Raw genomic sequence first — 18511 nt, 5'->3', positions numbered from 1 at the left:
GTCAACGCAGTCCCTTCACGACGTACAGCTGGTCGAGCTTGCGGCGGTAGGAGTAGACGTACGACCGGCCGTCCGCGCTCAGGTGGATGGGGCCGATTCCCTGGACGCCGGCGGGGTCGGGGGGGACGAGCTCGAGCCACGGCTGGCGTTCGCCGGTCGTCACGTCGACCCGTTCGACTTTCGCGGGGACGCCCGATTCGCTCCGGACGAAGATCGCCTTCCCGTCTTCCGTCCAGCGGATCGGGACGTCGTCAGAGGACGTTCCCGGAACGACGAGAGGCTCGCCCTCGCCGACGGGGTAGAGCGTCAGCTTCCCCGCGGGGCTCGACGCGAACGCGAAGCGTCCGTCCGGCGACGCGATCGCGCAGAAGTAGGCGGTGATCCCCTCGGGGCTGATCGGGGCGAGCTTCGCGGTCGCCAGGTCGAAGGTGTAGAGCCTCGCGCCTCCACTCTCGACGCTGCCGGAGAGAACCAGGCGCTCGCCCCCCGGGAGGAACGAGGCCGCGGAGGCGACGATCGCGGGGCGGCCCAGGCGGCGCGTTTCGCCAGCCCCCGTCGGGAGGAGGAGGAGCTCGCGCTCGCCGTCGGCGGTCCGGGTCGTCAGGACCCACCTGCCGTCGGGCGACAACGCGAGGGCACGCCCGTCCCCGAGGCGAACGGGCGCGCCGCCGTCGGTCCGCCTCAGGAAGAGCCCGTACTCCGCCCCCAGGTTCTGCTCCTCGAAGAGGACGAGCCGGCCGTCGTCCGAGAGAGCGGTGGGGAAGGACCAGTCGAGCCACGAGAGGTTGCGATCGCGGGTCTCGCCGGGCGGTCGCCCCACGATCTCGCGCTGCTGCGTCGTGCGGGTCACGAGGACGAGGCCGGCCGCCGAGACGTCCTTGAGGTGCGTTCCCCCGAGCGAGCGGAAGAGGACGCGGGACCGGCCGGACAGGCTCGCGGCCCGGAGGCCGTTTCCGCCCGGGAAGAACAGCTCCTCACCGGAAGCGGACCAGGAGAGGCCGTTGGCCGCCGAGGCGGAGACGATCCGGACCACACCGTCCGGTCCGACGACCTTCACCGAGGCGGTGTTGTCGCCGCGGGCGCGGTGGTCGAGGAACGCGACGCTCTTCCCGTCGCGCCCGACGCGCGCGCTGGAGATCCAGCCCCCCGTCTCGTGGAGGGTCTTCCCGATCGGGTACTCGAGGCGCCGGAGAGGCCCGACCTCGCGCACGACGGCCAGGCTCTGTCCATCCGGAGACCAGTCGGCGTCCTGGACTCGCTCGAGGACCTCGCGCGGGGCCCCGCCGCCAAGCGGCATGCGGGCGAGCGTCGACGTGCTCTCCCACCCGATCGTGAAACGGTTCCCGAGCGCGAGGGCGAGCTCGCCCGCCGAGGAAACGGCCAGGACGTCGGCGCCGGGCACGTCCATCGACCGGGACTCGCGGGTGTCGAGCCGCACGCTGTAGACGCCCACCGGCTCCCCGTCCCAGGCCGCGCCGTAGACGACGGTCTGCCCGTCGGGAGCGAAGCGGGCACGGAGGACCGTGCCGCGACGGTAGGTCAGCGGCGACATGCGCAGGTCTTCGTTCGCGGCGGCGGGGCTTCGTCGGCCCGCGAGGACGCCGCCGACGGTGCCGGCGCCGACGAGAACCGCGGCCAGCGCCGCGACCGCCCATCGCGGCCACGGACGGCGCGTCGTGCGCGGCTCCGGCTCGACGGAGCCGGGATTCTCGAGGAGGACGCGCGCCTCGCCGATGTCCCGAAGGCGGCGTATCGGGTCACGGTCGAGGCAGCGCCGCACGAGCTGGCGGACGGCGGGCGGGGTCGACGCCGGCAGCGCGCCGAGGTTCGGCTCGCGGGTGAGGACGGCGGCGAGCACGTCGCTCACCGTCTCGCCGTCGAAGAGCCGCCGGCCTGCGAGCATCTCCCAGAGGACGACGCCGAAGGCCCAGATGTCGGCGCGCCTGTCGACGGCCTTGCCACGCGCCTGCTCGGGCGACATGTACGACGCGGTGCCGAGGATGACGCCGACCCGGCTCCCGGCGGCCGTCATCGTGGGCGAGTTCATCATCGTGGGCGAGTGCTCGAGGTCGACGGACGACGAGGTGCCCGGCGCGTCCATCGCCTTGGCGAGGCCGAAGTCGAGGACCTTGACCTTGCCGTCCGGCGTGAGCTTGACGTTGGCGGGCTTGAGGTCGCGGTGGACGATCCCCTTCTCGTGCGCGGCCTCGAGGGCCTCGGCGATCTGGCGGGCGACGGCGAGGGCCTCGTCGAGAGGGAGCGGTCCGCGCTTCAGCCGCTCGGCGAGGTCTTCGCCCTCGACGAGCTCCATCACGAGAGCGCGCACGCCGCCGGATTCCTCGAGGCCGTAGATCGAGGCGATGTTGGGGTGCTGGAGCTGGGCGAGGAGCTGCGCCTCGCGCTCGAAGCGCGCGAGGCGCTCGGCGTCGGCGGCGAACGCCTCGGGCAGGACCTTGATCGCGACCTCGCGCTTCAGCTTCGAATCGGTTGCGCGGTAGACGACTCCCATCCCGCCCTCGCCGAGCGGGGCAGTGATCTCGTACACGCCGAGCCGTGCGCCGATCAACGGGCCACCCCGCGGAGCCCGTCGACGAGCAGGAGATCCGACCGGCTCTGGTCGACTGAAACCAGGAGTCGCGTCCGGTCGGGCGAGATGCCGAACGACTCGAGGACCGAGTCGGGTGAGCCCACGAGGAGCGTTCGCCGTGTGGCGTTCGTGTCGCGGCCGGGCACGATCTCCTGGGAGACGAGGCGCGTCGCCCCGGACTCGGAATCGTAATCGACCCAGACGAGGGTCGAGGATCCCGGGATCCAGCGGCTGCGCCCGAGCGTCAGGAGACCGAGCGGGACCGGCGGCAGCCCGATCGTGGCGACGTCGGAGCCGTCCGAGAGCGCCACGACACGGAGGAGGTTGTTCCCGGTGTCGATGTAGGAAAACCAGAGACCGTCCGGGGAGAGCTCGGGCACGGCCAGGGTCCCGGCCACGACGAGCTGCGCTTCGGTACCGTCGGGCCGGATCTTCCAGATTCCGCTCTTCGCGGGGTTCGCCGATACGTAGACGATCCAGGCCCCGTCGAGCGTCGCGGTGGGATTCTCCGCGTCGACCCCGTCGTCGGTGACGCGGCGTGCACGGCCGCCGTCGTTCTCGGCGATCCAGACCTCGAAACTGCCGCTGCGATTGGAGCTCCACAGGACGTGCTGGCCGTCGCGGGTGTAGGCGGGATCCCAGTCGTCGCCGGCAGCGACCGTCAGGCGGCGCACGGCGCCGGTCGAAAGCTCGAGCTCCCAGATGTCGAGGTTGCCGCCCCGATCGGAGTTGAACGCCAGCCGCGTGCCGTCCGGTGAGAAGACCGGCTGCCGGTCGACGCTGGCACCCCTCGTCCACCAGCGCGGGGGCGTGCCGCTCGCGCCCGTCGCCCCATTCGGGTCGAGAGGCCATTCCGCGAAGTTCTGGATCGGGGAGCGCTGTTCGATGACGACGCGGCCAGGTCCGGCGACGTCGAGCCGGCCCGGCGGCTTCTGGAGCGACAGCAGCGTCTCGGGCGGCGCGCCGTTTCGCGGCACGAGCCGCAGCCGGCTGCCGCCGCGCCCGGACTGCGTCGTGGCCTCGGAGACGACGAGGTCGCCCGCGCCGGTCCACGCCCAGCCGCCGAAGAGGGTGCCCGGGGCGGGCTGGTAGAGCAGCTGGCGTTTCCCGCTCGCGGCGTCGAACGCGACGATCGACTGCTGGGCCGCGAAGTTCGTGCGCAGGTTCGTCAAGGCGCCGATCGAAAGGCCGTCGGGAGACCACCGCACGTCGAGGAGAACGGCGTCGGTCAGCAGGGTCACCTTCCGCTCGTCGTCGCCGTCGGCCGACACGGTGAGGAGAGTGTCGGGAACGCCGGACGGGACTGAGGCCCGGGTGATTGCGATGCGACGGCCGTCGGGAGCCCAGGACGGCTCGCTCGCGAGGCCGTCGGCGATCCGGCGTGGCTCACCGCCGACCGTCGGGACGCGAAAGAGCCCGTACGGTGCCGCCGACCCGCGCAAGAAGATCAGCGTGCTCCCGTCGGGCGAGAACCGGGGCGTCGAATCGGACGGGCCCGCCGTGAGCGCCACCTCTTCGCCGGTAGCGAGCTGCTTCAGCCAGATGCGCGAGCGGCCGTCGCGCGACGACGTGAAGGCGATCGTCTTGCCGTCGGGGGACGCAGAAGGGCCGGTGTCCTTTCCGCTGTAGGTGAGGGAGACCAGCGTCGGCGGTTCGACCGGTGCTGGCGCGAAAACGGTATGCCCGAGGAGCGTGGCCCCGAGAACGCCGAGAACGAAGCCCGCGCCGAGCACCGCCCACGGGGACGGCCAGCTCCTGCTTCGCTGGGCGGCCGCGTCTGCCTTCCCGGCCGGCTCCTCTCCAGGTTCCACCCGGCCCGCCAGGAGGTCGTCGAGGACGATCCTCGCGTCGGCCACATCGTGCAGGCGGTTTCTCAGGCTGCGCTCGAGGCAGCGGCGGAGGAGATGGCGGAGCGCGGCGGGGATGCCGGCGGGGAGGGCCGCAAAGTCGATCTCGTTCTTGAGGACTCCGGCCAGCGTGTCGCTGACCGTGTCGGCCGCGAAGAGCGACCGGCCCGTGAGCATCTCGTGAAGGACGACGCCGAGGGCCCAGATGTCGGCGCGCTTGTCGACCGCACCGCCTCGTGCCTGCTCGGGCGACATGTAGGCCGCGGTGCCGAGGATGACGCCGACCTGCGTGCCGCGCACTGCAGTCATCGTCGGCGAGTTCATGAGCGTGGGCGACCGGGCGAGGTCGGCCGCGGAGGCGGACCCCGGCGGCGGATCCATCGCCTTTGCGAGGCCGAAGTCGAGGACCTTGACCTTGCCGTCCGGCGTGACCTTGACGTTGGCGGGCTTGAGGTCGCGGTGAACGATTCCCCTCTCGTGCGCGGCCTCGAGGGCCTCGGCGATCTGCCGGGCGACGGACAGGGCCTCGTCGAGGGGGAGCGGCCCGCGCTTCAGCCGCTCGGCGAGGTCTTCGCCCTCGACGAGCTCCATGACGAGGGCGCGGACGCCGTTCGACTCCTCGAGGCCGTAGATCGAGGCGATGTTGGGGTGCTGGAGCTGGGCGAGGAGCTGCGCCTCGCGCTCGAAGCGGGCGAGGCGCTCGGCGTCGGCGGCGAACGCCTCGGGGAGGACCTTGATCGCGACCTCGCGCTTCAGCTTCGAGTCGGTCGCCCGGTAGACGACCCCCATGCCGCCCTCGCCGAGGGGGGCGGTGATCTCGTAAGGGCCGAGGCGGGAACCGAGGCCGAGCGTCACGGCCGGGCTCCTTTCGGCGCGAGCCGCTCGAGCTCGGTGAACCAGTTGGAGACGACGCGCAGCGAACGGGTCGAGGGTGTCGCCTGGCCGCGGCGCACGAAGACGAAGCCGCTGCCGTCGGACAGGACGTCGTAGTTGCGCACCCGCTCCCAGACGAAGTCGGCGTTCTCGAACAGCAGCCGTGGAACGCTCGCGGCGAAGCGGGGCGAACGTTCCACGGCGACGCTCATCAGCTTGCTCCCCTCGGCGTAGAACAGCTCGCGCCCGTCGCGTGACCAGACCGGGCCGGTCCCGCCGCTGTTGGAGACCGCGTACTTCGCCCCCGGCGCGCCGAAAGGACGGACGTAGACCTCCCGGCGTCCGGAGTCGTTGGCCGCGTAGGCGATGAGCGTCCCGTCCGGCGAGATGGCCGGATGGTCTTCGTCGAACCCGGTGTCGAGGAAGGGCTTCGTCTCGCCGCTCTGGCGGTCGTGAACGAAGATGTCGTTGCGCTCGCGCCGGCCGTCGCGGGTCAGGGCGACGAAGCGCCCGTCGGGCGAAACGGCTTCGGCGTTCGCCGCGAAGCCGGTCTTCTGCAGAGGGGTCGGCGAGCCGGCGCCGTCCACGCGCATCTCGACGACCTGCCGGCTTCCCACGCCCATGGCGGCCGTCAGGCTGACGAGGATCCGCTCCCCGTCAGGCATCCAGAGCGGGTTGTGGGCATCTCCCTCGACACCGAGCCGGGAGAGGGACCCGCGCTCGAGGTCGAGACGCCACAGGGTGCAGTCGGGTTGCGCCGAGCGCCTGATGAGCAGGGTCTTTCCGTCCGGGGAGACCCGTGGCTGGGCCCAGGAGGCCCGTTCCGCGAGCAGCGGCGTCCCCCTCCCGTTGCGATCCGTCCGCTCGACCGTGAAGTCGTCCCCGAACTGGCCGGTGCGCGAATAGACGAGGGTGCCCTCTTCGGAGACGTCGTACGACACGATGGCGTCCCCGGTGGTGGCGAGGTCGAGTCCCAGTTCGGCAGGACGCCCGGAGGCGGCGAGACGATCGAGGTCGAAGGGGACCGCGCTCAGGCGGCCCCGCGACTCGTCCCAGTAGACGAGGTGTCCCGAGGGGACGTAGCGGGCGCGGGTCGCGCTGGAGAGGAGGGGGCGCGACGCGCCGCCCGCGAGCGGCACGAGAGCGACGGAGCTCTGGACCTCGCCGACGATGCTGTAGAGGACGTTCCTCCCGTCCGGAAGGACCTGCGGGTAGACGTGCTGGCGTTCCCCCTGCGCCGCGTCGACGGTGGTCAAGCGGACGGGCTCGCCTCCCGCGCTGGGAACCCGCCAGAGGCCGGCGGCCGCTCCGCCGGCCGGCGGCTGGCTCGAGAAGACGATCGACCCGTCGCGTCCCCAGCTGCCGGCGGCGAACCCCCCGGCCTCGGCAAGGGACCGGCGGGCCGAACCGTCGAGGCGGACGACGCAGAGATTCTGGTCGCCAAAGAAGCCGATCGACTGACCGTCGGGCGAGAAGAACGGGTTGTAGCCGGACTCGGTTCCCGGAATCGGCCGAATGTCGAAGCTGTCGAGCGAGCGCCGGAGCAGGCGGGACTGGGACGGCGTGACGTCGTAGCCGACGACCTCGGAACCGTCGGGGGAGATGGCGACGCTCGAGAAGTCGACGACGGAGAGGCCGACGATCTCGGTTCGGCGGGACTCCCGGCCGGCCCCGGCACCCGGGGCGTGGCTCTCGGCTCGGAACCGGCCGGCCAGGGCGAACGCTCCGATCGCGAGCGACGCGCCGATCGCGGCCCCGAGCGCGTATCTCGCGTAGACCGCGCCGCGAGGCGCGGCCGGACCGGCGACGGCCTCGCGTCTCGGTCCGGCTGCGAGCTCCTCGAGCGCGATGCGCGCGTCGCCGATCGCCTGAAGGCGGTGGCGCGGGTCGCGCACGAGGCAGCGGCCGAGGAGCTCTCGCACCGCGGCGGGAGTCTCGCGCGGAAGGAGTGCGGCGTCCGGCTCGCGCGTCATGACGTTTCCGATGGTCTCGGCGACGGAGTCGGCCGCGAAGAGGGCCTTTCCGGAGAGGCACTCCCAGAGGACGACGCCGAAGGCCCAGATGTCGGCGCGGCGGTCCACGGCCTGTCCCTTTGCCTGCTCGGGGGCCATGTAAGCGGCCGTGCCGAGAATGACGCCCAGCGCGGTCCCGGCCGCGGTCAGCGTGGGGGAGTTCATGAGCGTCGGCGACTGCCGGGGACTTCCGGAGGCCGGGGCCGGGTCGAGCGCCTTGGCAAGGCCGAAGTCGAGGACCTTGACCTTGCAATCGGGCGTGAGCTTCACGTTCGCGGGCTTGAGGTCGCGGTGGACGATCCCCTTTTCGTGTGCGGCCTCCAGCGCCTCGGCGATCTGCCGGGCGACGGCGAGGCCCTCGTCGAGGGGGAGCGGCCCGCGCTTCAGCCGCTCGGCAAGGTCTTCGCCTTCCACGAGCTCCATCACGAGGGCGCGGACGCCGTTCGACTCCTCGAGACCGTAGATCGACGCGATGCTCGGGTGCTGGAGCTGGGCGAGGAGCTGCGCCTCGCGCTCGAAGCGCGCGAGGCGCTCGGCGTCGGCGGCGAACGCATGGGGCAGGACCTTGATGGCGACCTCGCGCTTCAGCTTCGAGTCCGTCGCCCGGTAGACGACTCCCATGCCCCCCTCGCCGAGGGGGCCGGTGATCTCGTACGCGCCGAGTCGGGAACCGGGAGCGAGCGTCATTGGCCGCCTCCCGGGGCGAGGCGTTCGAGCTCGCGCGTCCAGTCGGTGACGACCTCCAGCTGCCGGGGCCGGTTCGCGTCCGGGATCGTCACCGACAGGATGCGGGAGCCGTCGCGGGTGACGTCGAACGTCTGCGAGTCGTGGATCGAGCCGGGGAGAACGGGGAAGGAGAAGAGAGAGCGCGCCGCGTCGAACTCGACCTGGCCCGTCCGGCGGACGGAGACGACCCGCATCTGGTCGTCGTGCAGGTAGAAGATCTCGCCGTTCCTCGCCCAGAGCGGGTCCGTGCCGCCGTCGGACGAGACCTGGACCCGGTCCCCGGGATCCGGATACGGCTGGGCGTAGATCTCGGGCCGCCCGGTCTCGTTCGACTGGTAGACGACCCATCGACCGTCGGGCGAGAACGAGACGTTCGCCTCGTTGTTGCGGGTGACCCGGATCGGGCGCGCCGGCGCCGAGCCGTCGATCGGGCGCGAGTAGAGGTTGCGGCCCGCCTGCTCTTCGGCGAGCTCGAACGCGAGCGTGAGGCCGTCGGGGGAGACCGAGATCCCGGTCGTGTCGACCTTCGAGCGCTCGTCCCAGATCGGCCTGCCGGTGTCGGGTGCGCCGACCGCGATCCTGTGGAGCTCGAACGGCGGCCGGTCGACGACGTAGAAGAGCTCGCGGCCATCGCGGGACCAGAGGGGGTCGAACTCCGTCCCCTCTCCGCTCGTGAGGCGCGAGAGGGTGCCCCTCTCGAACGAATAGGTCCATAGGTCGCGGCTCTCGCCCTGGATCGTGAGCGCGGCCTGCCGGTCGTCGGGCGAGAGGCTGACCGAGAGGTAGCGGCGGCGCTCCCCTGCGGCCGGCGTCGCCCGGCCCGTCCGGTCGAGCCAGACGAGCTCCCGGAGCGGGTTTCCGAGGGACTCCGTGACGTAGGCGAGCATCCCGCGGCTGGAGACGGCGAACATGCCGTACCCGCTCGTCTGGGACACGAGGAGGTCGTCGAGCACGGCCACCGCGGCGCCCTTCGCGGTCGCGCTCTTCGCGTCGAACGGGAGCGCGTAGAGCCTCTGTCCGCGGGCGTAGAGGAGATGACCTGTCGACACGTAACGGCCGAAGAACCCGCCCTCGACGACCCAGGTCACCTTCCCCGTCTCGAGGTCGAGGATGCCGATCCTCGACTTGTCCACCGGGGTGCGGAAAGCGGTGAAGACGACCTGGCGTCCTCCGGGAAGGGGGTCGGGCCACCAGTGCCCGAGCTCTCCCCCCGCGCTGTCGGGCGTCGTCAGGCGCTTCGGGGTTCCGCCCTCGGCCGAGATGCGGAAGAGCCCGTCGGAGTAGCTCGGGGCGTAGACGATCGTGCCGTCGCGGAGCCAGGTGCAGCCGCCGGCACCCTGCTGCTCGGCGAGACGGAACGGCCGCCCTCCCTCGGCGGCGACCTTCATCAGCTCGCTCCCCGCGACGTAGCCGATCCAGCGCCCATCGGGGGAGAAGAAGGCGGAGTCGGCGCCGTCGGTGCCGGGAATCGGCACCGATTCGCGGCCATCGAGAGCGCGACGGAAGAGGCTCTGCCGGCCGTTCGCCCGGCCGGAGAAGACGAGGCTTCGCCCGTCGGGCGAGAAGGCCAGGAGCGCGTTCGCCCCGATCAGGAGCTCCTGGCTCGGCGGGAGCGCGACCGAGAGCCGCAGTTGCTCGGCCGGCGGCGAGCCGCTGCGGCCCGCCAGCCCCCCCGCGAGCGCAGCCGCTCCACCGACGACGACGAGGGCGGTGACCCAGGCCGCGGTCGACCTCATGGAGCCTCGCGCCGTCGCGGGAGCAGACGGATGCGTGTCGTCGCCGGGTCGACCCGCGATCAACTCGTCGATCAGGATCCGCGCGTCGGCGATGTCGTGGAGGCGGTTCTTCGGGCTGCGCTCGAGACAGCGGCGGAGGAGCTGCCTGAGGCCCCCGGGAGTCGCTGAGGGGAGGGCGTTGAAGTCGACCTCGGTCTTCAGGACACCGGCGAGCGTGTCGCTGACGGTCTCCGCGGCGAAGAGCGAGCGGCCGGAGAGCATCTCGAAGAGGACGACGCCGAAGGCCCAGATGTCGGCGCGCTTGTCGACGGCGCCGCCGCGGGCCTGCTCGGGCGACATGTAGGCCGCGGTGCCGAGGATGACCCCGAGCTGGGTACCCGCCGCCGTCATCGTCGGCGAGTTCATGAGCGTCGGCGAGCGGCCCAGGTCGGCAGCAGACGAGGAGCCCGGCGGGTCCATCGCCTTGGCCAGGCCGAAGTCGAGGACCTTGACCTTGCCTTCTACGGGAGCCTTGACGTTCTGGGGTTTGAGGTCGCGGTGGACGATTCCCTTCTCGTGGGCCTCCTCGAGCGCCTCGGCGATCTGCCGGGCGATGGAGAGGCTCTCCTCGAGCAGCAGGTGGCCCGTCTTCATCCGCTCGGCCAGGGTGGGCCCTTCGACGAGCTCCATGACGAGGGCGCGGATTCCGTCCGACTCCTCGAGGCCGAAGATCGAGGCGATGTTGGGGTGGTGGAGCTGGGCGAGAAGCTGGGCCTCGCGCTCGAAACGGGCGAGGCGTTCCCGGTCGTCGGTGAACTCGGCCGGCAGGACCTTGATGGCGACGTCGCGCTTCAGCTTCGAGTCGGTCGCGCGCCAGACCTCGCCCATGCCGCCCTCGCCGAGCTTGCCGGTGATCTCGTAGGAGCCGAGGCGGGAGCCGGAGGTGACGGTCGTCATCTGAGGCCTTTCACGAGGTAGAGGCTGGAGCGGAACTGCGGGTAGGAATAGGCCCAGGCCGAGCCGTCGGGCGTGGCGAGGGCCATTCCGATGCCCGAGACCCCCACCCGGTCGACGGGCTGGATCTCCCGCCAGACGTCGCGCCGGCCGGTCGCGACGTCGACCTTGACGATCTTCCCGGGCAGCGCGCCCAGTTCGAGGAGGTAGAGCTGGCGCCCGTCCGGCGTCCACTGGATCGGCAGGTCGTTGACGCCGGTGCCCGGCACGGGACGGACCGAGCCGTCCTCGAGCGCCAGGACCTCGACCCGGCCACGGGCCACGGCCGCCGCGACGAAGCGTCCGTCCGCGGAGACCGGCGAGAGCGAGCGGTTCCGTTGACTCCCCTCGCGCAGCTCGAAGTCCTCAGACACGGTCCGCGGTGGGTTCCCGTCGAAAGCCATCACGCTCGCGAGGCTCTTGCCGTCCTTCACCCGCGCCACGACGAGGACGCGGACCCCGTCCGGCATCCACCGTGCGGCGGAGAGCGTGGAAAACGCGGTTGCGAGGACCTTCTCCTCGCCGGCCGCGGTGGGAATGGCGACGACCGTTCCACCCCGGACCGCGAGGGCCCACTTCCCGTCCCGCGAGAGCTCCTGCGGGTGACCGCTGCCGAGGCGCACCGCGGCCGATCCGTCCGTCGACCTCAGAAACGCGGCCGGGCCGCCCGACTCGAGCTCCGAATCGACCGCGAGCAGGACCTGCCGGCCGTCGGCCGAGAGGGCCGTCGCGGACGAGGACTCCAGCCAGGAGAGGTCCCGGTCGACGGTCTCGCCCCTGCCCCTGCCGAAGACGAAGGCGCGGGAGTCGACCTGGGCCACCAGGACCCGGCGGTCGGGCGCCACGTCGTGCACCTCGAGCGTGCCCGGGGCGGTGAGGAGGACGCGCAGCTTTCCCTCGCGGTCGACGGCGTAGAGGCTGGCGGCCGACCCGGCTCGCGCCCCGCCGAACCAGACTTCGCGTCCGTCGGGCGAGAAGGCGAGGTTCCACCAGTCGCCCCAGCCGTCCGAGAGGACGCGACGCGCGCCGGAACGGTCGACGAGGACGACGGAGATCGGCCCCGAGGCTTCGCTTTCGAAGAAGGCCACGGCGTCGCCCGTCGGCGAGACCCGGGGTCCGTAGATGCGTCCCGGACCCGAGTAGAAGATGGTCCCGAGCGGGAACTCGAGGCGTTCGCGCCCGTCGACGAACCGCTGCACGGCGAGGCTCTTCCCGTCGGGAGCCCAGTCCGCCGCCACGACGTTCTCGGCGAGCTCCCGGGGCGTCCCGCCGCTCGCGGAGACGACGGCGAGCGTGCCGACCCGCACGTAGCGGTTTCCCGACTCGATGCGCGGCAGGAGGAGCGCGAGCTCTCCCGAGCGGGACACGGAGAGGATCTCGGTCCCGCCGAGTCCGATCGGCAGCTCGCCCCCGCCGGGACGCACCTGGATGATCTCCTGGGGCTTCCCTTCCCAGGCGGCGGCCAGGAAGGCCGTCTGACCGTCCGGGGCAAAGCGCGCGTTGACGAAGTGGCCCCGGCGGTAGGTGAGGCGCTCGAAGCTGATCGGGCTCTCGCCGGCCCCGGAGCCGCTCGACGCCGGCAGGAGCCGCCCGAGCACGAGGCCGGCCAGGAGCGCGGCGAGGGACCAGAGCGCGACGGCCTTCCATCGGCGGACGGGCACGCCCGGAGCCGCGGCGGCCCCGGCGTCGTCCCTCCGCCCGGCGAGGAGGTCGTCGAGGACGAGCCGCGCGTCGGCGATGTCGTGGAGGCGGTTCTTCGGGCTGCGCTCGAGGCAGCGGCGGAGGAGCTGGCGGAGCGCCGGGGGCGTGGCCGCGGGGAGGGCGCCGAAGTCGACCTCGGTCTTCAGGACGCCGGCGAGCGTGTCGCTCACCGTGTCCGCCGCGAAGAGCGAGCGGCCGGAGAGCATCTCGAAGAGGACGACGCCGAAGGCCCAGATGTCGGCGCGCTTGTCGACGGCGCCGCCGCGGGCCTGCTCGGGCGACATGTACGCGGCCGTGCCGAGGATGACGCCGAGCTGCGTGCCGTGCGCGGCCGTCATCGTGGGCGAGTTCATGATGGTGGGGGAGCGCGCGAGGTCGGCGGCGGACGAGGCGCCCGGCGGGTCCATCGCCTTGGCGAGGCCGAAGTCGAGGACCTTGACCTTGCCGTCCACGGGGGCCTTGACGTTCTGGGGCTTGAGGTCGCGGTGGACGATCCCCTTCGAGTGGGCCTCTTCGAGCGCCTCGGCGATCTGCCGGGCAATGGAGAGACACTCCTCGAGCGCCAGGGGTCCCGCCGTGAGCCTCTCGGCCAGCGTCGGTCCCTCGACGAGCTCCATGACCAGGGCGCGGACGCCGTCCGACTCCTCGAGGCCGAAGATGGAGGCGATGTTCGGGTGGTGGAGCTGGGCGAGGAGCTGCGCCTCGCGCTCGAAGCGCGCGAGGCGGTCCTTGTCCTCCGTGAACGCCTCCGGCAGGACCTTGATCGCAACCTCGCGCCTCAGCTTCGAGTCGGTGGCGCGAAAGACCTCGCCCATGCCGCCCTCGCCGAGCTTGCCGGTGATCTCGTAAGGTCCGAGGCGGGAGCCGGGAGCGATCGTCATCGTGCGCACCGGCAGGGGGCTTGCCTTCGGCGCACATCCAACCGGCTCGCCGCCAGCCGAGAGGTTGTCTCATCCGCGAAAAGCGGTAGACGATGAGCGGTGGGGCCAGATCCTGGCCCGGTGTTGAGGTGCATCGGCACAATTCCTGGCGCGCCTGAATTATAGGGGGGGGGAGGACGCCCGGCGCAGCGGCTGGGCAAACTTTCACATCTATCAGGGTACCATCCCACCCGTTTGGTGCGCGCGAGGAGGCTCCCATGAAGCTGGCCGCCGGCCGGCGACTCGGCCCGTACGAGATCCTCGGCCCCATCGGGGCCGGAGGGATGGGGGAGGTCTACCGGGCGCGGGACGCGCGGCTGGACCGGACCATCGCGGTCAAGGTGCTCCCCGCGGAGCTGGCCGTTGACGAGGTCTACCGCCAGCGGTTCGAGCGCGAGGCCCGTGCCGCGTCGGCCCTCAACCACCCGCACATCGCGCACGTCTACGACGTCGGCGTCGACGAGGGGACGCACTTCATCGCCATGGAGTACGTCGAGGGCCAGAACCTGAGGGAGCTCCTCTCGCGAGGTCCGCTCGACGTGGATCGGATCGTCGACCTCGGGCAAGATGGCCTCGGCGCTGGAGGAGGCCCCCGGGGTGGCCTCGCGCGCAAGACCCTGGAGAGCGCGGCCGCACTCGACAGCCGGGTAGAGACCGAGGCGCGCACCCAGGCCGGACTCGTGGTCGGTACGGTTCCCTACATGAGCCCGGAGCAGGCGCTCGGCAAGGAGGTGGACCACCGGACCGACCTCTTCAGCCTCGGCGTCGTCCTCTACGAGCTGGCCGTCGGCCGCCTCCCTTTCGTCGGGGACACGGCGACGCAGACGATCGACCAGATCTGCCACGCCTCTCCTGAGCCCCTCTCGAGGTCGCGCAGCGACGTGCCTGCCGAGCTCGAGCGCATCGTCCGGAAGTGCCTCGAGAAGGAGCGCGACAGCCGTTACGCCACCGCCCGCGACCTCCTCGTCGACCTGCGCAACCTGCAGCGGGACAGGGCGTCGGGAGCGGGGGTGCGGACGGCTCCGGTGCAACAGAAGGGCAGACGCCTTCTCCTGGTCGGGGCGGCCGTCCTCGTCGCGGCCGTCGCCGTCGTGGCGGGTGCCCTGTACGGGAAGGCCCGCCAGGGCGCTTCGATCGGGTCGGTGGCCGTTCTCCCCTTCGAGAACGCGACCGGCGACCCCGCGAACGACTACCTGAGCGACGGGATCTCCGAGAACCTGATCAACAAGCTCTCGAGCCTTCCGGGGCTGCGGGTCATCTCGAGGCGGTCCGCCTTCGCCTTCAAGGGACAGAAGCTGAGTCCGGCGGAGATCGGCGCAAAGCTCGGAGTCGACGCCCTCCTCCTCGGCAGCCTCGCGCAGCGGGGCGCCAGCCTCGCCATCACCGCGGAGCTCGTACGCGTCCGCGACGAAACGCAGCTGTGGGGCGAGAAGTACGCGCGGAGCGCGGACGACGTCCTCGAGGTCGAGGGCGAAATCGCGACCACGATCGCGCGGACGCTGCGTCGCCAGCTGAGCGGGGAAGAGGCGGAGAGGCTCGCCCGCGCGGAGACCGACGACCCCGAGGCCTATCGCCTGTACCTCAGGGCCCGGAGCTTCCTCGTCGGCAACCAGCAGGAGATGGACAAGAGCATCGACCTCTTCCAGCAGGCGGTGGCGAAGGCGCCGGAGTACGCCCTCGCCCACGCCGGGCTCGCGGAGGCCCACACCCGCCAGGCGTTCCTCCGCGGGAGCGGGCGGGAGGAGCCGCTGCAGAAGGCCCGCGCGGCCGTGGAACGCGCGCTCGAGCTCGACCCCGATCTCCCCGAGGTTCACGCCGCGCTCGGCCTCGTTCGGTTCTATTTCGAATGGGACTGGGCGGGTGCGGAGGCGGAGTTCCGGCGGGCGATCGAGCTGAACCCGGGGAGCCGGGTCGGCCAGGAGGAGTACGGGTGGTTCCTGACCGCCCTGGGGCGCCTCGACGAGGGGCTCGCGCACAGCCAGGAAGCGGCCCGGCTCGACCCCCTCTCCGTCGGCCCGGTCCACGACATCGCGATCAACTACATGGTGCGGGGCGAGCTGGAGCAGGCGGCCGCGACCTTCCGGCGTGCGATCGACATCGACCCCAACTGGACGTGGGGCTACGTCAAGCTGGGCCGCACCCTCGCGATGCAGCGGAAGTGCCCCGAAGCGATGGCCCAGGCCGAGGTCGCCGAGAGGAGGATCGCGGACGGCGGCGCACCGCTCTCCCGCGCCTGGCTGGGCGCGACCTACGCGATCTGCGGCGAGGCCACGCGGGCCCGGCAGAAGCTCGACGAGCTCCACGCCCTCTCGAAGGAACGATACGTGGACCCGTCGACCTACGCCGACATCCACGCCAGCCTCGGCGAAATAGACGAGGCGCTGCGCTGCTACGAGAAGGCCTGGGAGGACCGGACGCCGAACATGGCCTACGCGTCGATTGCGTCCCGGATCAACCCCCGGCTCGCGGGCAACCCGCGCATCGAGGCGATCGTGCGCCGGATGAGCTTCCCGGAACCGAAGCGCTGACGGGACGACGAAGCTAGACTGACCGGGACGCGGGTCTCCCGCGAGTGGCGGCCAGGTTCACCGCAGGCGGTCGCCGAAGGGCTGAAATGAAGCGTCTCGCGTTCCTATTTCTCGTCGTTGCCGCAGGCTGGCCGCGATGCATCCTCGCCCAGGTGACGGCGGCACAGGGGGCCAACGCCGCGGAGGCCGGGAAGCAGACCGAGTTCGCTTCGCCGATGGTGCTCGACATTCCCTTCCCCGACTTTCAGAAGCTCCCGCCGGAGAAACCCTGGACCACGACGGAGGCCAGTCGGTACTTCTGCGAGGGAGTCGGCGTCGCGTCGCTGACCGTCATTCCCGGCAAGGCGAGGAAGACGTGGCTGCTCGACGGAAGCGGCAAGGAGCGGGTGGTGGAGTACATGCTGGAGATGAGCCTCCGGGTCCTCCCTTCCCAGGACCGCATCGTCGACCTGCTCGTCGAGCTCAGGCTCGGCGATCGGACGCTCGCGTCCACCGCCATTCGAGGCATCGATGCCGAGGAGGAGAAGGTGAAGCGGGCAAGGGCGAATCTCGTCGCCAGGGCCGCAGACGTCGCGTCGCTGTTCACCGGTGAGGCGAAGCCGATGCTGCGCCTCACGATGTCCGTGCACTGAAGACGGCCTCGCACGCGAGGGCACCTCAGCCGAGCACGGCGATGCACTCCACTTCCAGCATCAGACCCGGAGCGGCGAGGGAGGTACAGCCGATCCAGGTGGATGCGGGCGGCGCGGCCGCGGTCCGTCATCGCGGAGCGCTCATTTGCCGCGGCGCGCCCGGGGCGCGCGCCGGGACGGCGACCGCGCCGTCCCGGCGCGGGTCGCCCCCCGCCTCCCAGGCCCCGGCGCGGGCGTTCCAGCCGACCGCGTTCAGGGCGCCGAAATCGCCGACGTCGGGGCCGGGGGCGTAGCGCTCCAGGTCGGCGTACCCGACGGCCCAGAGGAGGTTGGCGTCCTCGAGGAGGTAGGGGAGCGCGAGCTCGAGCTTCGGGGGTTCCGGCGTGCGCCCCTCCGACCAGATCGACCTGGGAGCCGCGACCGCCTCGGCGACGCCGAGATGGCCGTCGACGTAGCCGACGGTGACGTTCGCGATCGCCGGGGGGATCCGGTTGCTCCCGGCCGCGCCGAGGACGAGGACGGGGCGGCCGTCGCGGACGAGGATCGTCGGCGACACCGCCGTCCGGCTGGCCGCGTTCGCCGCCAGGTAGGCCGGCGACGACGGGTCCTCCACGTTGTAGGTCTCGAGGAACCCGTTGTAGGGGAAGCCGAGGCCTGGCGTGACGTGGGCCGAGCCCCACGTGTGGCCGAGGCTCTGTGTCAGGGAGACGGCGTTGCCCTCCCGATCGACGACGGAGAGGTGCGTCGTGTCGCGGTCCGAGAAGGCGACGGAGCGCGCCGAGCGCGGGAGGTCGTCCTGCGCGAGGAGCCGGCCGAGGCGGATGAGGCGGGCCCTCTTCTCGCCGAAGGCGGCGGTGAGCCGCGGCGACCGCCAGGGCCCCTCGGCCACCTCTTCGCCGGCGAGCGTGGGGCCGGCGTCGGCGAAGGCGATGCGGGCGGCGTCGAGCAACAGCTGAATGCGGGCCCAACTCTGCTCGGCGAGGACCTCGGAAGGGAACGCCTGGAGGATGTGGAGCGTCTCGAGGACGAGCGCCCCGCCGCACGGGTCCGGGAGGGAGAGAACGTCGACGTCCCGGTATCGGCCGCGGAGCGGGCTCGTCACGATGATGCTCGCGGGGACCCGGGCGAGGTCGTCGGCCCGGAGGAAAGCGTCGTATCGCTTCAAGTCGGCGACGATCTCCGCGGCGATCCTCCCGCGGTAGAAGTCGTCGGGGCCGGCCTCGGCGAGTCGCCGGAGAGTCCGCGCGAGGTCGGGGTAGACGACCCTCTGCCCCACCGGAACCGTCACCGCGTTCGCCTCGGCGTCGCAAACACCGGTCAGGTAGAGGGGGCGCAGGATCGGGGCGCCCTCGATTCTGGGCGCGTACCTGGCGAGGAAGCGGTGGTCCGTCGCGCTCACGGGGGAGCCCGTCTCGGCGATCGCGATCGCCGGCGCGAGCAGCTCGGCCCAGGGCCTCGTGCCGAAGCGGGCGTGGGCCTTCGCGAGCGTCGCCACGGTGCCGGGAGCCGTCATCGCGAGTGGCCCGGACATCAGGTCCCTCCGATGCGCCATGCGGGCCCGGGAGATGCTGACGTGGCGCGGCGCGCGCAGCGGGGACAGGAACGCGACGTCCTCGCCGGCGGCCGTGTGGACGAGGATCCATGTGTTGCCGCCCAGACCGGAGGCGCCCGGCGCGGCGGATCCGAGCGCGAAGGAACCCGCGATCGCCGCGTCGATCGCGTTGCCCCCCTGCTCCAGGACCTCCACCGCGGCCCGCGACGCCTCCGAGCGGTCGGAAGCGACCGCCCCGTACGGGGAGATCGCGCCGATCGGGGCGAAGGGCGACCCGACCTCGCCCAGGGGGAGCTGTTTGGCCCCCGTGGCGGGCCGTGACGGGGTGACGGCCGCCGCGAGGGCGAGGAGGGCGGCGAGGGCGGCGACGTAAGGTCGGCGGCGGGTCGGGCGGAACGGCATCGCGCGGGATGACAGCCCCTTCG

Annotated in this window: 8 protein-coding genes; 2 read left to right on the top strand and 6 right to left on the bottom strand. The window is 71.9% G+C overall.

All coding sequences use genetic code 11. The features are described 5' to 3' along the window. Nucleotide 1 precedes the first annotated feature (1 nt). From IPN03_23605 to IPN03_23585, 5 genes are read right to left on the bottom strand one after another with little or no spacing between them, the layout of a single operon-like run. Nucleotides 2–2566 carry a serine/threonine-protein kinase gene (locus IPN03_23605; protein ID MBK9376619.1) on the bottom strand — a complete coding sequence of 855 codons (2565 nt, stop codon included), beginning with the start codon at nucleotides 2564–2566 and terminating at the stop codon, nucleotides 2–4. Then, complete coding sequence (locus IPN03_23600) at nucleotides 2563–5289, bottom strand: serine/threonine-protein kinase (protein ID MBK9376618.1); 2727 nt, start codon at nucleotides 5287–5289, stop codon at nucleotides 2563–2565. Before IPN03_23600 ends, IPN03_23605 begins: the two co-directional genes overlap by 4 nt. Continuing rightward, nucleotides 5286–8006, bottom strand: a complete 2721-nt coding sequence (locus IPN03_23595; protein MBK9376617.1) for a protein kinase — start codon at nucleotides 8004–8006, stop codon at nucleotides 5286–5288. Before IPN03_23595 ends, IPN03_23600 begins: the two co-directional genes overlap by 4 nt. Further along, complete coding sequence (locus tag IPN03_23590) at nucleotides 8003–10717, bottom strand: protein kinase (protein ID MBK9376616.1); 2715 nt, start codon at nucleotides 10715–10717, stop codon at nucleotides 8003–8005. The genes IPN03_23595 and IPN03_23590 overlap by 4 nt, the downstream gene beginning before the upstream one ends. Beyond that, complete coding sequence (locus IPN03_23585; GenBank protein MBK9376615.1) at nucleotides 10714–13335, bottom strand: protein kinase; 2622 nt, start codon at nucleotides 13333–13335, stop codon at nucleotides 10714–10716. Before IPN03_23585 ends, IPN03_23590 begins: the two co-directional genes overlap by 4 nt. 257 nt (nucleotides 13336–13592) lie before the next feature. Here IPN03_23585 and IPN03_23580 point away from each other — a divergent pair, with 257 nt between their 5' ends. Both IPN03_23580 and IPN03_23575 read left to right on the top strand, forming a co-directional pair. Next, complete coding sequence (locus tag IPN03_23580) at nucleotides 13593–15902, top strand: protein kinase (protein ID MBK9376614.1); 2310 nt, start codon at nucleotides 13593–13595, stop codon at nucleotides 15900–15902. Nucleotides 15903–15988: 86 nt separating this feature from the next. Continuing rightward, the gene (locus IPN03_23575; GenBank protein ID MBK9376613.1) at nucleotides 15989–16534 is read left to right on the top strand and encodes a hypothetical protein; all 546 of its coding nucleotides are present in this window, start codon (nucleotides 15989–15991) and stop codon (nucleotides 16532–16534) included. Nucleotides 16535–16661: 127 nt separating this feature from the next. On the opposite strand, the gene IPN03_23570 is transcribed toward IPN03_23575, so the two are convergent. Beyond that, nucleotides 16662–18488: a gamma-glutamyltransferase gene (locus IPN03_23570; GenBank protein MBK9376612.1), complete on the bottom strand. Its 1827-nt coding sequence runs from the start codon at nucleotides 18486–18488 to the stop codon at nucleotides 16662–16664. Nucleotides 18489–18511: the final 23 nt, after the last annotated feature.

The organism is Holophagales bacterium (assembly GCA_016719485.1).
In the GTDB taxonomy this organism is placed as follows: domain Bacteria; phylum Acidobacteriota; class Thermoanaerobaculia; order UBA5066; family UBA5066; genus UBA5066.
Note: the sequence above shows the minus strand (reverse complement) of the source record. Positions and strands in the feature narration are given on the sequence as shown.

What these genes read in the sequence shown, in the direction of transcription:
- IPN03_23585 (MBK9376615.1), bottom strand. Translation starts at nt 13,335, where the DNA reads ATGACGATCGCTCCCGGCTCCCGCCTCGGACCTTACGAGATCACCGGC.
- IPN03_23595 (MBK9376617.1), bottom strand. Translation starts at nt 8,006, where the DNA reads ATGACGCTCGCTCCCGGTTCCCGACTCGGCGCGTACGAGATCACCGGC.
- IPN03_23590 (MBK9376616.1), bottom strand. Translation starts at nt 10,717, where the DNA reads ATGACGACCGTCACCTCCGGCTCCCGCCTCGGCTCCTACGAGATCACC.
- IPN03_23570 (MBK9376612.1), bottom strand. Translation starts at nt 18,488, where the DNA reads ATGCCGTTCCGCCCGACCCGCCGCCGACCTTACGTCGCCGCCCTCGCC.
- IPN03_23580 (MBK9376614.1), top strand. Translation starts at nt 13,593, where the DNA reads ATGAAGCTGGCCGCCGGCCGGCGACTCGGCCCGTACGAGATCCTCGGC.
- IPN03_23575 (MBK9376613.1), top strand. Translation starts at nt 15,989, where the DNA reads ATGAAGCGTCTCGCGTTCCTATTTCTCGTCGTTGCCGCAGGCTGGCCG.